A 14683-nucleotide genomic window follows, 5' to 3' on the forward strand; every position below is an offset into this window, starting at 1 on the left:
GATTCAAGCTGTAGCACTGAAAACCTGCTTACAGCAGGAGGAGAAAGGCGCAAACATCGGAAAAGGTGCGCTGTAGCGCTGTTTTTCCGGTCTTACAGACGGAAAAAGCCACAGGATCCCAACTGTAGCGCTGAAAAAAAACTGCGCTTACAGCAAGTGAAAACCGTGCTTACAGCCCCCCAAAACAAAGAAGCTCGCGATTTCTCGCGAGCTTTCTCCAAAACCAGCACGCATAAGCCATGCGCGCTTAGTAAGCCCCGCGAATGTGCTCGTGCACCTCGCTGGCGTACCACGCTTCCAGTCGGCGAAGCTCCGCATCGCTGAAGGAAGCGACGTTCGCGGCTTGCAGGTTGTCGAGCACCTGCGCGGCATTTTTAAAGCCGGGGATCACGCACGTCACGGCTTCGTGATCGAGCAGCCAGCGCAGTGAAGCGCGCGTCATGCTCTCGCGCCTTCGGCAATCCAAGCCAGCTGGCGGCTGAGCTCGAGGCCTTTGGCAAAGCCAAGGCCAGCAAAGGTTTCACCGACGTTGAACTGCTCGCCGTTCTCGTTAAAGCGGCGGTGGTCGTCAACCTCAAATTGTGTTTGCTCCTTGAATTTGCCTGTGAGCAGTCCACTGGCAAGCGGCAGCCTGGCCAAGATGCCTACGCCCTTGGCATGTGCAGCCGGCAGCAGTTCGGCGAACGGCTTTTGCCGGAAAAGGTTGAGGATCACCTGAAGAGCTTGCACATTAGGCTGCTCCAAACAGAACAAGCCTTCTTCCACGGTTTCTACGCTGACGCCGTAATGGCGGATTTTGCCTTCGGCTTGCAGCTTATCCAGAACTTCAAAAACAGCCCCTTGTTTCAAAATCTCAAACGGTGGACAATGGATTTGGTATAAATCAATCGCCTCGCGATTTAAACGTTTTAAACTGCTTTGACACAGCGCGCGGATACTTTTCTCCGAATAAGATTCGGGGTCATGAATGTCTGTGCTGCGGCAAAATTTGGTGGCGATATGGATCTTATCTTCACGTCCAGCGGTTGCTTTGGCAAGCAGCTCTTCACTGTGACCATTTCCGTACACATCAGCGGTATCAAAAAAATTAACGCCTTGCTCCATAGCTTGCTGAAGCGCATGCAATGAATCCGTATCATTCACATTGCCCCATGAGCCGCCGATGGCCCAAGTGCCAAAACTAATTTCACTTACGTTCAAGCCTGTACGGCCAAGTGGTCTGTATTTCATGAATATCCTCCTTGTAAACGCGCGTGCATTCCTGTTTACGATCATAATCCTCCGAGCCATCTCGCGTCAATCTTTCCCTAAAAGTTCCCAACAAACATCCGATATATTGAACAACACAGAGAGAGTAAACGTGTAGTCATGGGGGATGATGCAGATGAATAACTTTGTCAATCATACAGCTAACAAGAAGCATACGAGGTTTGTCCTACCTTTTGCTTTTTTATTAATACTCATTGTGGGTATTACTTTTCCTTATGCGAGGGAGGCAGGAACAACCGTACAGCCTTTTCTGCCTGCTTTTATCTCAGCAGTAGCCATTTGACATTCCTAGGTGTGTTTGCTGAGAAAGGACTGCTGCATGCAGGGAACCAAACGACTGTTTGGTTATGGTTTTTTTGGCATAGCGGGTATCCCGTATTCATTTTTGCGTATACATTAACGGAGAAATTTTTCAGACTGCATCAATTCACGCATAAACAAGCCAACCGCTTCATGCTGGCAGCCATTATTTCCACTATAGGCGTTGGTAAGTTTAGTTTTTCTATTGCGGAAAAAAAGTGTCGTTAATCTCTGGTTAACGTTTGACATTCTAGCTTCTTTTTTTGGATGTGACGCTAACGTTATTTTCAGGCACTCGCTATAGTATAGGTTGGTATGTAGCTCGGATGAACAGCATGATTTCAGCAGCAACGGTGTTGGCTGTATTACTTTATGAGATACGCATTTGTACGACCGGATTGTGCAGCAGGAACGGACATTTCGTACGGTATTTGAATTTGCGGCGGTTGGTATTACGCGAATCGATTTGAATCAGAGGCCGATTGAATCTAATTCCGCTTTCCAACGGATGTTGGGCTATGGCGAAATTGAAATGAAGAACAAGCCGCTATCTGGAATGATCATAAACAGACGAGCCGGGGTAATTATGCTTATATGATTGTCATGAGGGGGCATATGATCAAAAAAAATGTTCTGTAAATAATGGAGTGGATAAAATAAAGAGAGGCGACTTTGAGAAGCCGCCCCCACATATGGTGTACTGTGAGATGCTAACAAAAAAATCACCTAATTGAAAAGTTACTAGTGATTTCATTCGAAAACTGCAGAGCATTGGAGAGGCAAAATAATTTCAACTGTTGTTCCTCTACCAATTTCACTTGTAATTTGAATGGTTCCGTGATGCTCCTTGATAATTTTATTGCAAATCATTAACCCTAGGCCTGTCCCTTTTTCCTTGAGGCTGTAAAAAGGTTCTCCAAGGTGGGGAATTCTGTCTTGCGGTATGCCGCATCCTTGGTCGTGGACTCGAACAGAGACTGATTCCGTGTTCAGCTTGATCATAATTTCAATTTGTCCACCTTGGGTCATCGCTTCTATGGCATTTTTCAAAATATTGATAAACACTTGTTTCAGCTGATTTTCTTCGCATTCAATGAACGGTTCTCCAGATTCCGATTGTATCAAAATCTGCACATTGTGCATTGTCGCAAAAGGAAAGAGAAAAGAGGAAACCTGCCGTATCAAAGCTGCAAGGTTCTTCCTTTCAAGTTTTGCTGTTTGTGGTTTTGCTACGGTCAAAAATTGGTTGGTGATCCATTCCATTTGTTCAATTTCGGATAGCATCACTTCCAAATACCAGATGTTTTTATCAGAAGTTTGAGGCTTCAGTAAGCTAAGGAACCCTTTCAGTGCCGTTAGTGGATTGCGAATTTCGTGGGCAATCCCTGCTGCTAGTTGACCGACAACGGCAAGTTTCTCCGTTTTTCGTAGTAATTCTTCCGTTTGCTTTAGCTCCGTGATGTCACGGCCAATCACGATAAGACCTTTGCGATTACCATCCGCATGATAAATTGGAATTTTAATTACATCGAGAATCGCAGCCCCGCTTGGATTTGGAATGATTTCTTGGGTGCGAATCAGACTGCCTTTTTCCCAAGCCTGATGATCGGACACCATACATTGAAAATAGGTATCACGATAAAATTCATTACACGTAGCGAGTTCACTATCCGTCAATCCCTGATAGTCGGTAGGTTCTAACTGTAAACAAGCTAGTGTATTATCGTTTGCTTCGATCCATCTTCCCTGATCGTCCTTGAACACAACGAAGTCAGGAATGGAATTAATCAATGTCCGCAGTCGTTTTTCGCCTTCTACAAGCCTTTCTCCCATTCGTTTTAGTTCCGTAATATCTCTTGAAATTAACACATGCGCTATGGCATTGCCTTTACTGTCAAAGAGAGGAGAGGCGGAATTGCTGACATCGATCAGTCTGCCGTCCTTGCGCTGTCTAACGGTTTCATAAGGGAGTATATAACGGGAACTCAGCATGGTGTTGAGAATTTCATCGGTTTCCTTTTTTAGATGGCCAGGAATCGTTGGGAGCTCTTTTCCGAGCAGTTCCTGCTCTGTCCAGCCAAATATTCTTTCAAAAGATTTGTTGGCTTTTACGATATGAAGATTAGAGTTTATAACGACAATCGCATCCTCGGTATTATTGAAGTAAAACTCAAGCTGTTCTTTTGTAGTCTTCAAGTCTTCGAGAATTTGTTGGTGGCTTGGTTTAATATTCCGCAAGCTTTCATAGACGCCGACGATTTCATTTTCTACAATGATCGGAAAGCTTTTTAACTCGGCATATAGATGATGCCCCTTCTTATGTTGGAAAGTAGCTTCGCACTCTTGGTGTAAACCTTTCGCTGAATCGGAAAAAACTTTCAATTTTCGTTCTTTGTGTTCTGGGAGAGTTAAGTCTTGTACCTTTATGTTCCTTAGTTCACTCGCATCATAGCCAAACATTCTTTCTGCCGCCGGATTTGCGTCGATAAGAATCCCTTGTAAATTATAAGAGAAGATAGCATCCGGATGATGATCAAACAGCGATTTGTAAAATGATCTTTCGTTGAAACTCCATGAGTTTCAACAGCTTCTTCATCTTTTTTTAGTGGTGATGAGGCTGACTGGGATTGATGAAAATCTGGTGAATATTTGAAAAAGGCAATGTCCGGAGGAAGGACTGTTACAATTGATCCGATTGCCATTCCACCATAATAGTAAGGTGAGAGTTCAAATTGCCACATCTTATGGCTAGACTCAATTTCCCAACTCATTTTTGATGGGAAAAGTTCTCTTTCAGAAGATATATGTTTCATCCGATGATCGGGTAAGATCCAACCTTTTTCAAATAGCAGTTGGGATGCTTTGATGACTCGTCCTCCACGGTCTAGAACAGCAAACGGGAGGGTCGTTCTTTTGGTTAGCTCTACAAAATACTGAGACAGCTGGAATCGTTCAAATTTCAATTGGTTGTAAAGCATTTTCTCAATATCTTGGGTGGCCTCAACAACGGCATCAAGTGATTTCGGATCATTTACCGTCCAAAAGCCAGATAAATCGATTATACCGAGAACTTTGCCTGTCGCGGGATCGCGGATAGGGGCAGCGGAACATGTCCAGCTATGAATATTTTGGCAAAAATGCTCGCTTGCAAAAACTTGTTTCGGTACTCCAGTGACGAGAGCTGTTCCAATTGCATTCGTCCCGGCGCTACCTTCGCTCCAATCTGAGCCAGGTGAGAAGTTAATGTCTTCCGCTTTCAACATTAGGGACATATCGCCGTCATAATAAATCATTTCGCCGGCCGCGTTGCAATACGTTACAAGATAACCGGTATTTGGGGCAAGCTGCTTCAACTTTTTTATTACGGGTTCGACTAATCGAAATAACGGATCAGATGTGATATACTCTCGAATTTGATCCATGCCTAAGGTATAAGAGACGTTACTGTTGAGAGGATCTACCCCTTGTTCTATGCAACGTTGCCAAGAATTTTGCATGGAAGTCCTGATATTAAGCTGTGATGAGCATCCAGACATAAACTTTGCCCACTCACGTTCAATCGCTGCTTTATCCCTTTTTGGAGAACTGATACAACTGAAAGTGTCGAATCTGTTTTTTGGCATTATGCCTCCCAGTAAAATAATTGATCATTACGGCGTTGAGCAAGCAATGGCTTATTACCTTAAAGTTCTCCATTAACAAGATGGCTTAATTATATTAGGAACGAATTCCCACATCAATATAAAAAATGAGTGAAAAGTAAAAAAAAATACTTTGCTGCTTGTACACTGTTGGGCGATGGCAGCATAAGCTTAATCCTGGATGTGCAGAGCCTAATTAAAGAAGGAAATAAAGATCGTTAATCCAATGAGAGGAAGCTTTCGCCAATATAACAACAGAACGTGTGTCATCGTGATCGAAGGAATTGACGTCCGATAATTCGAAGCAGCAGGAAAATTTGGTGAAATGAATTATTAGTTGCATATGCAACTGATCGAGCGTATGCTATTATAGTGGCAAATGCAACCATTATTGCAATGTGCAGCTTTAGTAACCTTAAAATAGTCTCACGTAAAGGAGATATGTTGATGATCGATAATAGAAATTCAATTCCGAGGTGGGTTTCCCTCTTATACCGCTATGGCCAAATGTATATTGGCGAACATTTGAAACAGTTCGATATAGGTAGAGGTCAACATATCTTCATTAACGCTTTGTATAAGGAAGATGGTCTAACGCAGGAAGAAATAGCCGATTATTTGAAGATTGATAAAGGAACAACGGCGAAGGCACTGAAGAAGCTAGAGGAGCAAGGTTACATAACTCGCACTGTCAGTGAAAAAGATAAGAGATGCAACGAAGTCCATCTGACCGAGAAAGCGCTGCTGATCAAGGAGGATGTACGCAAGGTGCTGACGGATTGGCGAGAACGATTGACCTTTGGTTTATCGGAAGAAGAAAAACGATTAGCCTTAACCATCTTAGAGAAAATGGGCGATAATGCCGCCCGTTTTGCAGAGGAGCAGGTAGAACCATGAATATGAAGCTTGCAGGATCGTTGTTTATAGATCGTCATTTTCATGCTTTGACGCATCGCAACTATCGCTATCTCTGGTTCGGCCAATGCGTCTCACTGATTGGAACCTGGATGCAAAATATTGGGCAGTCATGGCTCGTGCTGACGATTACGGGATCCCCGCTCAAGTTGGGAATTGTCTCAGCGTGTCAGTTTCTCCCGATTCTCTGTTTTTCCTTATTTGCAGGTATTATTGTCGATAAATTCCCGAAGAAGAACATCCTTCTTCTCACACAAACTGTCGCTATGCTATTAGCTTTCACTTTGGCTATTCTAGTTTTGACCGACACCGTGAAATACAGCTACATCATCATTCTGGCACTTCTGCTTGGGCTAAATAATACGCTGGATATGCCGACTCGGCAGGCATTTAATATTGAGATTGTAGGGAAAGAGGATCTGATGAATGCGATTGCTCTTAATTCTACAACATTTAATATGGCTCGAATTGTAGGTCCGTCGATTGGTGCGGTAATGATGGCACTGCTTGGTGCCGGATGGTGTTTTTTACTTAATGGTATAAGCTTTCTGGCGGTTTTGTATGGCTTGCTGCATATTAAAGCGGCCCCTTACGTTCGGAAGAAGAGATCAAGCGATGGCATCATGAAAGAAATTAAAGACGGGATTCTCTACATCGCGAGGGACCCGTTACTCGCACAGACGGTACTGCTCGTGACGGTAATCGGTACGTTGGCTTTTAACTTCAACGTATTAATTCCCGTGTTTACCAGAAGTGTCCTGCACATGGGGGAAACCACCTATGGAACGCTGATGTCGTGTTTGGGGATTGGTTCCTTCGCGGGCGCGCTAACGATGTCTTTTCAAAGCAGGCGTGGTCCGAGGCTGAAGTTAAGCATCATTTGCAGTTTAGTTATAGCCGTGTGTCTGATTTTCAATGGACTAAGCAGCTCTGTTTGGATTTGTGGAGCGATGCTGGCTTTAACCGGCTATTTCAATATTTTATTTGCAACGAACAGCAATTCATCTCTTCAAATGCATGCCAAAGAAGAGTATCGCGCGCGAGTGATGAGTGTGTATTCTCTCGTATTTGCAGGCTCGACGCCCATCGGCAGTCTTCTGGCAGGTTTTGTGGCAGATCGCTACGGCGCGAACGGGGCGTTTGTTTGCTGTGGCGTGCTGACAGCTATTCTATGTCTGATTATTATTTGGAAATTTCGGAACCAGCCGAAGCCGAATCTGCTTGAAGAAGTTGGTTCAGACTCTTAATTTGCATTGACTTGCGCGTTTCCCATCAAAGACGATTTCTAAGGTCTAACAGACCGCTGGAATCGTCTTTTTCTATATTTTCATGTGAACTGAGAACCGAAGATCATAGATTTTTCTACTTTTTTACAGAGAATTATCCACTCTCTTTCTTGGGGAGAGTAGATAAAATAAGCACATAACCAAAGATTCATATTGACAAAGCAAGAGGTGAAAGCCATGAACGAAGCTCTGATCCGGATGGAAGGCATTGAGAAACATTTTCCTGGGGTGCATGCCCTCCATGAGTGTAGTTTAGAGCTTGCAGCTGGCGAAGTTCATGCACTCGTAGGTGAGAATGGGGCGGGTAAATCTACCCTCATGAAAATTGTAACAGGGGTCTATCAAAAAGATGCAGGACGAATTGTAGTGAAGGGGCGGGAGGTGGACATTCCGAATACGAGAGCCGCGCAGCAGTTGGGGATCTCGATGATCCATCAAGAGCTGAATCTGATGCCAGATTTGACTGTTGCTCAGAACATGTATATCGGACGGGAGCCGCGCAAAGGTGCTGGACTTTTCCTAGACGATCGTAAGCTGAATCAAGATGCCGAGCGGCTGCTTAGAGAAATGAATCTTCAGCTCGATCCACGAACGAAAGTATCGGAGTTAACCGTGGCCAAGCAGCAGATGGTAGAAATAGCGAAAGCACTCTCTTTCCAATCGGATGTTCTGATTATGGATGAACCAACAGCCGCGTTAACAAATGCCGAGATTGAAGAATTATTTCGTATCATCGAAGAACTGCGCGGACGCGGTGTGGGGATCGTGTACATTTCTCACCGTATGGAAGAGCTTAAGCGGATTACCGATCGAATTACGGTCATGCGGGATGGTCGCTATATCGATACCGTAAAAACATCGGATATAACGATCGATCAGATTATTTCGATGATGGTTGGCAGAGAGTTGTATGTGGTTTCTCAAGAAAAGGCTACACCAGTATCGGACAATAAGGTGCTTGAGGTCGTGGATCTTAATCGAGGATCTGCTGTCAAAGATGTTTCCTTTCATTTGGCAAAGGGCGAAATTCTTGGTTTTGCAGGATTGATGGGAGCTGGGCGAACGGAAGTAGCGAGGGCGATCTTTGGGGCAGATCCCATTGATTCAGGGTTCATTCGCATTCACGGGCAAAAAGTGGATATTCGGGCTCCGCATGATGCAGTTAAGCACGGCATTGGCTATTTGTCGGAGGACCGTAAGCGATATGGACTTATGGTGGAGATGGATGTCAAAACGAACATTGCGGTAGCTTCGTATAAGCAAGCAAGACGCCTGTTTGGCTTCATGCATGATGTCAAAATGGCGAAAACGGCGGAGCATTTTGTGGGAGCACTTCAAATTAAAACGCCGAGTATTCATCAGCATGTTAAATTTTTGTCTGGTGGGAATCAGCAAAAAGTCGTCATCAGCAAATGGCTGCATCGCGATTGCGACATTCTCATTTTTGATGAACCTACAAGAGGAATTGATGTTGGCGCAAAAACCGAAATTTATAAGCTGTTAGATGAACTGGCTGCACAAGGCAAGTCCATCATCATGATTTCCTCGGAGCTGCCCGAGGTTTTGCGAATGAGTCATCGCATCGTAGTCATGTGCGAAGGACGCATTACAGGCGAATTGACTCGACAAGAAGCTACCCAAGAAACCATTATGAAGTTCGCAACGATGCGGATTAGCTAGGAAGGATGAGCGTAACATGACGACATGGCCAGTGACAAAGAAAATAATGCCGATTCATTCTGGAGCGACACAGAAACTGCTTGCCTTTGCCAGTTTGATTATGCTGGTGGCTATCTTCTCTTTAGGCTCAAGTAATTTTTTTCAATTTGATAATATTGTCGCCATTATGCTTTCGACCGCCGTCATTGGTGTGCTGGCACTGGGTTCTACTTTTGTCATTATTACATCAGGGATTGATTTGGCAGTGGGTACGGTGATGACGTTTTCCTCGGTGATGGCGGGCGTCATGATTACGACGTGGCACCTGCCGATGCCGTTTGGCATTATCGGTGGTATCGCGACTGGGGCCATTTGTGGCTGTATGAGCGGATTGCTCGTAGCAAAAATGAAAATTCCACCGTTTATAGCCACGCTAGCCATGATGATGGTGACAAAGGGGCTTTCCCTGGTCATTTCAGGAACGAAACCAATCTATTTCAATGACACTCCCGCGTTTAGTCAAATATCGATGGGGTCTGTTATGAGTTCGATCATTCCAGGATTGGAAATTCCGAATGCCATTCTCATATTTTTTGGTGTAGCGATCATAGCGAGTATTCTTTTATCGAAGACGATTATTGGGCGCTACAATTTTGCTCTTGGCAGCAATGAGGAATCGACCCGCCTTTCCGGCGTTAATGTGGATTACTGGAAAATCGTCATCTATTCACTCACAGGCGTATTCAGCGGTATAGCCGGAATCATGATGGCTTCCCGTTTGAACTCTGCGCAACCGGCCTTAGGCTCAGGTTATGAGCTAGAAGCGATTGCAGCAGTTGTCATTGGCGGCACTTCCTTAAGCGGAGGGAAGGGTTCTATCCTTGGCACTGTCATTGGTGCGCTTATTATGAGCGTATTGACGAACGGGCTGCGCATTTTATCCGTGAAACAGGAATGGCAGACGGTCATCGTAGGTTTGGTTGTCGTCTTAGCCGTTTACGCCGATATGTTGCGCCGTCGCAAAAATTAAGCTTAGGTAGCTACTCCATTCAGGAGCTGTATACAATAATTGAGGGATAAGGGGAGATTAGAATTGAACAATGTCAGCGTAAAAAAAATCACTTGGATTAGCATGATACTATTGTTATCTACAACGGTTTTAGGGGCATGCGGCTCAAAAACTTCTGGAACGGCAAGCCCAGCTGCCACTGCAGCAGCAACAGCAGCAGCTACCGCTGCACCTGTAGCAGCGAAAGCGGACAAAATTTATATTCCTGTCATATCCAAAGGCTTCCAGCACCAGTTCTGGCAAGCCGTAAAATTGGGCGCAGAAAAAGCGGCCAAAGAATTTAATGTTGAAATTACGTTTGAAGGGCCTGAGACGGAAACGCAGGTCGATAAACAAATTGAAATGCTTCAGGCTGCGCTTGGCAAAAAGCCGCAAGCCATTGCATTCGCAGCGCTGGACAGCAAAGCCGCAAGTCCTCTTCTAGAGAAGGCCAAAGCGGCCAAGATCCCGGTTATCGGCTTTGACTCCGGCGTAGATAGCGATATCCCGGTTACAACTGCGGCAACGGATAATAAAGCAGCGGCCGCACTGGCAGCCGATAAGATGGCGGCCCTTATCGGAAATGAGGGAGAAATCGCGCTGGTCGTGCACGACAAACGAGCCGGACCGGAATCGATCGCAGAGATGGCTTTACGAACCGTATCAAGGAGAAATATCCGAATATCAAAATTGTAGATACCCAATATGGTGGGGGTGATCAGTTGAAATCCACCGATTTAGCGAAAGCAATCATTCAGGCTCATCCGAATATCAAAGGTTTCTTTGGATCGAATGAAGGCTCTGCGATTGGGGTTATCAACGCGGTGACTGAACTTAAGAAAGATGGCAAACTGACAGTCGTCGGTTATGATTCGGGTAAACAACAAATGGATGCCATCCGAAGCGGTAAAATGGCTGGAGCGATTACGCAGGACCCGATTGGTATTGGCTATTGGTCTGTAAAAGCAGCCGTTCAAGCCATTAAAGGGGAAACTGTTCCCAAATCAATCGATACAGGTTTTCACTGGTATGACAAAACGAACATCGATGCGGCGGATATTAAGCCATTGCTTTACGAATAGATTGAGCTGGGACTGTGCTTTCATAGGCAGTCTCTATTGCCGTTTATGGAAAGTACTGTGTACAATACAGGTAAGCGTATGATTTCATTCCGAAATGAAGGTGTCGACATGCACAGGATGGTCCTTATCGATGATGAAGATGAAGTCAGACAAGGCATTAAACAAAAGACAAATTGGGAAGCTTGCGGCTTTCAGCTTGTCGGTGATTTTGATAATGGCCGCGACGCTTTCGAAGCGATGGATGAGCTGCAGGCCGATGTCGTCATCACAGATATATGCATGCCTTTTATGGATGGTCTTGAATTAACGAAGCATATCGCTGCCAAATACCGGGATGTCAAAGTCATTATTGTAACCGGTTACGAAGATTTCGAATATGCGAAGCAAGCGATTAAATTAAAGGTGAAAGATTACTTGCTGAAGCCGATTAACTCCGCAGAATTCACTGAATTTCTTCATAAATTAAGGATAGAGCTCGATGAAGAACGCAAGCAAAAAGAAGATATTTCTTTACTAAAAATTCAGTTTCAAGAAAGCCTGCCACTGCTAAGGGAGCGTTTCTTAGAACGAATCGTCACCTCCTGTATGAAGCAAGACGAAGTGGAGCGTAAGCTGCAGCGCTTCAAGCTCTCCTTGGATGGCCCCTGTTATCGGGTCCTAATTGGAGATATTGATGAATTCAATCGAGTACCTTTTCAGGAGGGGGACGAAGAGCTTCTTCGTTTTGCCGCTTATAACATTATGCATGAAATTATTGAACAGGAGCATGGTGGGATTGTTTTTCGAACACGTGACGATAAGTTTGTGGGATTAATGAGCGGAGCTGCGGAAGAGCTTGAATGGATTTGCCAAACGTTGGCTGAGCAAAGCAAGCACAATATGGAAAAATATTTGAAGCTTTCCGTTACTTTTGGCATTGGAAGAATCTATGACGCGCTGAGACATATCCCCAAAACCTTTCAGGAAGCCTTGTCTGCATTGGATTATCGATTCCTATTGGGTACCCATAAAGTGATATCCATTCAAGATTTAGAATATGGTCGCAGCCTTGAAACGCTAAGCTATTCCCATTTTGAGAAAAAACTCATTGCTGCTATTAAAATAGGTGACAAAACATCAGCTGCACAAGGCTTACAGGATTGGATAGATGAATTGAAAATGTCATCTTGTTCCATGGAATCTTGCTATGGGAAGCTGCATAAACTTCTGGTTGTCCTCATGAATGTGATAGTTGAAACGGGCCTTGAAGAAACTAGGGTGCTCGGAGATCATTCCTTTATGCAAATGACAGCTAGAAAAACACTTGATGATGTTAAAGGCTGGCTGGAAGACATCTGTATTACGATGATCGATTTGCTTACCGTGAAACGAACAACCGTTTCCCAATCTCAGATGGAAGCAGCGATTCTGTATATCCACGAAAATTATACGGATGATCAGCTTTCACTTCAGCAAGTATGCAATCATATCTACATGAGTATGAGTTATTTCAGCGCATCGTTTAAAACGCATACAGGGGAAACCTTTATTGAATATGTCACGAGGGTTAGACTGCATACCGCAAAGGATTTATTAGCTTCGTCGTTTTTGAAAACGTATGAAATTGCTGACAAAGTCGGCTATAGCGACCCCCAATACTTCAGTGTTATTTTCAAACGTCATGTTGGCATGACTCCGAAAGCCTACAGAACGGCTCAGAAAGGTCATCTCACACCATGAGCAATTGGCGAAGCCCCTTTCAATTTCAGCGTATTCACACCAAGATTGCCCTGGCCTTCTCTTGTTTAATTTTATGCACAACGGTCATATTAAGCTATAACGCTTATCGTCTTTCCGCAACTGCGGTTACGGATACATCCCTGGACTACACCAAGCAGTTAATTGAACAGGTCAATAAAAATATACAAACCTATATCAGCAACATGGAGAGCATTTCTACGTTATCTTTAAGCAATATGGACTTAAAAAGGTATATGGAGCTCGCAGATCCGGCTGGTAAGGATGGTGAACAATTAGCCAAACAAATAAGCAATGACTTCCGTTCTATTGTTTCTTCTAGAAATGATATCGCTTCCATCGTATTTATTGGTTCCAATGGGGCTTTGGTGTCAGATCGCCCTTATGCTTTGTTTAAATCGTACTCTGAATTAATCAAACAAGAGTGGTATACGACGGCCCTTACAGGCAAAAGTGATGTCATTATTTCATCTTCCCATGTCCAGCATTTGTACCGAGATGAGTATAAGTGGGTTGTTTCTATCAGTAAACAAATGCCAATTCATTCTTCGAGCTTGGAAAATGGCGTTCTTTTGGTAGATTTAAACTATAACGTCATTAATGACTTGTGTAAGCAAATTCAACTGGGTAAAAAGGGATATGTATTTATTCTGGATCCACAAGGGAATTTGGTTTATCACCCTCAGCAGCAGCTCGTTTACTCCGGTTTGAAGGGGGAGGATATCCCTGCGCTTTTGCAAGCAAGTGACCGCTCATTTCCAATCCAAGAAGCGCAGCAAAGTAAGATCTATACGGTCCGTACGACCAATTTCGGTTGGAAAATTGTTGGAGTTACCTATCCGGATGATCTGCTTGGGAGCAAAAAGGATATGCAGGTATCATCCGCGATTTGGGGGCTTCTATCTCTTATTATTGGTCTTGCCATTTCTATTCTGTTATCTGTCACGTTAACCAGACCGATTAAACAGCTGGAAGCGCATATGAAACAGGTGGAAAAAGGGAATTTTGATATTCGCGTCGTTGTGGAGGGAACGAACGAGATTAGCAAGCTATCCCGAACGTTTAATTTAATGATTAGCAAAATCAAAGAATTAATGAGTCAAACTGTGCAGGACCAGGAAGTAAAGCGAATAAGTGAGCTTAAAGCTCTGCAAGCACAAATCCAACCCCATTTTCTGTATAACACGCTGGACTCGATCATTTGGATGGCTGAAATGGGAAAAGTGGATGAGGTCGTAATCATGACCTCTGCCTTATCCAAGCTGCTTCGATCCAGCATAAGCAAAGGGGAGGAACTGGTCCCTGTCGCTGTCGAGCTGGAGCACGTGTACAATTATTTGAAGATCCAGAATATTCGTTATCGGAATAAATTTACGTATTCGATTGAAGTTGATGAAGACATTCTGCCCTGCAGTATTTTGAAAATCGTTCTACAGCCGCTCATAGAGAATGCCATTTACCATGGAATGAAGCATTTGGCAGATCGTGGACACATTCGCTTAACGGGGCGAAAGAGGGATGGGATCATCGAAATCAAGATTATGGACAATGGTGTCGGTATGAGCGAGGAGCAGGTGATGAACTTAGTGCTCAAAGTTCGCCAAAAGGAAGCAGGCCAAAGCTTCGGACTTTACAACGTCAATCACCGCATTCAACTCTATTTCGGAGAAGGTTATGGATTGGCATTTGAAAGTGAGCTGGAAGAGGGAACGACGGTGACCCTACGTATCCCTGAACTGCCGTGAA

General features: G+C 44.3%; 12 protein-coding genes and 2 pseudogenes. 11 read left to right on the plus strand and 3 right to left on the minus strand.

Going from position 1 to position 14683, the window contains the following annotated elements:
• Positions 1-247: 247 nt before the first annotated feature.
• Positions 248-1230: pseudogene (locus FU659_RS24630) on the minus strand (aldo/keto reductase).
• Positions 1231-1384: 154 nt separating this feature from the next.
• On the opposite strand from FU659_RS24630, the gene FU659_RS36495 reads away from it, so the two are divergent.
• The 4 genes from FU659_RS36495 to FU659_RS24645 are packed head-to-tail and all read left to right on the plus strand — an operon-like array spanning position 1385 to position 2167.
• Entirely contained in the window at positions 1385-1552 is a 168-nt protein-coding gene (locus FU659_RS36495; RefSeq protein ID WP_222708629.1) for a hypothetical protein, read from the plus strand.
• An 11-nt stretch (positions 1553-1563) separates the two neighbouring features.
• A complete protein-coding gene (locus FU659_RS24635; protein WP_261808025.1) occupies positions 1564-1797 on the plus strand; it encodes an MASE4 domain-containing protein in 234 nt (77 codons plus the stop codon).
• A 41-nt stretch (positions 1798-1838) separates the two neighbouring features.
• A complete protein-coding gene (locus tag FU659_RS38975; RefSeq protein WP_187274369.1) occupies positions 1839-2039 on the plus strand; it encodes an MASE4 domain-containing protein in 201 nt (66 codons plus the stop codon).
• Complete coding sequence (locus FU659_RS24645; protein WP_147949988.1) at positions 1955-2167, plus strand: PAS domain-containing protein; 213 nt, start codon at positions 1955-1957, stop codon at positions 2165-2167. Before FU659_RS38975 ends, FU659_RS24645 begins: the two co-directional genes overlap by 85 nt.
• A 152-nt stretch (positions 2168-2319) precedes the next feature.
• On the opposite strand, the gene FU659_RS24650 is transcribed toward FU659_RS24645, so the two are convergent.
• Together FU659_RS24650 and FU659_RS24655 are read right to left on the minus strand one after the other, a co-directional pair.
• A complete protein-coding gene (locus FU659_RS24650; RefSeq protein WP_315971354.1) occupies positions 2320-4110 on the minus strand; it encodes a PAS domain S-box protein in 1791 nt (596 codons plus the stop codon).
• Positions 4002-5192: a sigma-54-dependent transcriptional regulator family protein gene (locus tag FU659_RS24655; protein WP_147949990.1), complete on the minus strand. Its 1191-nt coding sequence runs from the start codon at positions 5190-5192 to the stop codon at positions 4002-4004. Before FU659_RS24655 ends, FU659_RS24650 begins: the two co-directional genes overlap by 109 nt.
• A gap of 465 nt (positions 5193-5657) precedes the next feature.
• Here FU659_RS24655 and FU659_RS24660 point away from each other — a divergent pair, with 465 nt between their 5' ends.
• The 7 genes and pseudogenes from FU659_RS24660 to FU659_RS24690 all read left to right on the plus strand — a co-directional run bounded on the left by FU659_RS24660 (position 5658) and on the right by FU659_RS24690 (position 14682).
• Entirely contained in the window at positions 5658-6107 is a 450-nt protein-coding gene (locus FU659_RS24660) for a MarR family winged helix-turn-helix transcriptional regulator (protein ID WP_187274371.1), read from the plus strand.
• Positions 6104-7372 (plus strand): MFS transporter, encoded by a 1269-nt coding sequence (locus FU659_RS24665; protein WP_261808026.1) that lies wholly within the window; start codon positions 6104-6106, stop codon positions 7370-7372. The genes FU659_RS24660 and FU659_RS24665 overlap by 4 nt, the downstream gene beginning before the upstream one ends.
• Positions 7373-7588: 216 nt before the next feature.
• Positions 7589-9091 (plus strand): sugar ABC transporter ATP-binding protein, encoded by a 1503-nt coding sequence (locus FU659_RS24670; protein WP_147949992.1) that lies wholly within the window; start codon positions 7589-7591, stop codon positions 9089-9091.
• Positions 9092-9107: 16 nt separating this feature from the next.
• Complete coding sequence (locus tag FU659_RS24675; RefSeq protein WP_187274372.1) at positions 9108-10100, plus strand: ABC transporter permease; 993 nt, start codon at positions 9108-9110, stop codon at positions 10098-10100.
• Positions 10101-10202: 102 nt separating this feature from the next.
• Positions 10203-11200, plus strand: a pseudogene (locus tag FU659_RS24680) (substrate-binding domain-containing protein).
• A gap of 45 nt (positions 11201-11245) precedes the next feature.
• On the plus strand, positions 11246-12919 hold the full coding sequence (locus FU659_RS24685; protein WP_261808027.1) for a response regulator: 1674 nt from the start codon (positions 11246-11248) through the stop codon (positions 12917-12919).
• Positions 12916-14682, plus strand: coding sequence for a cache domain-containing sensor histidine kinase (locus tag FU659_RS24690; RefSeq protein WP_147949994.1), 1767 nt, complete (start codon positions 12916-12918; stop codon positions 14680-14682). The genes FU659_RS24685 and FU659_RS24690 overlap by 4 nt, the downstream gene beginning before the upstream one ends.
• Position 14683: the final 1 nt, after the last annotated feature.

The sequence above is a fragment of the Paenibacillus sp. N3.4 genome (assembly GCF_008017805.1).
Classification (GTDB): Bacteria; Bacillota; Bacilli; order Paenibacillales; family NBRC-103111; genus Paenibacillus_E.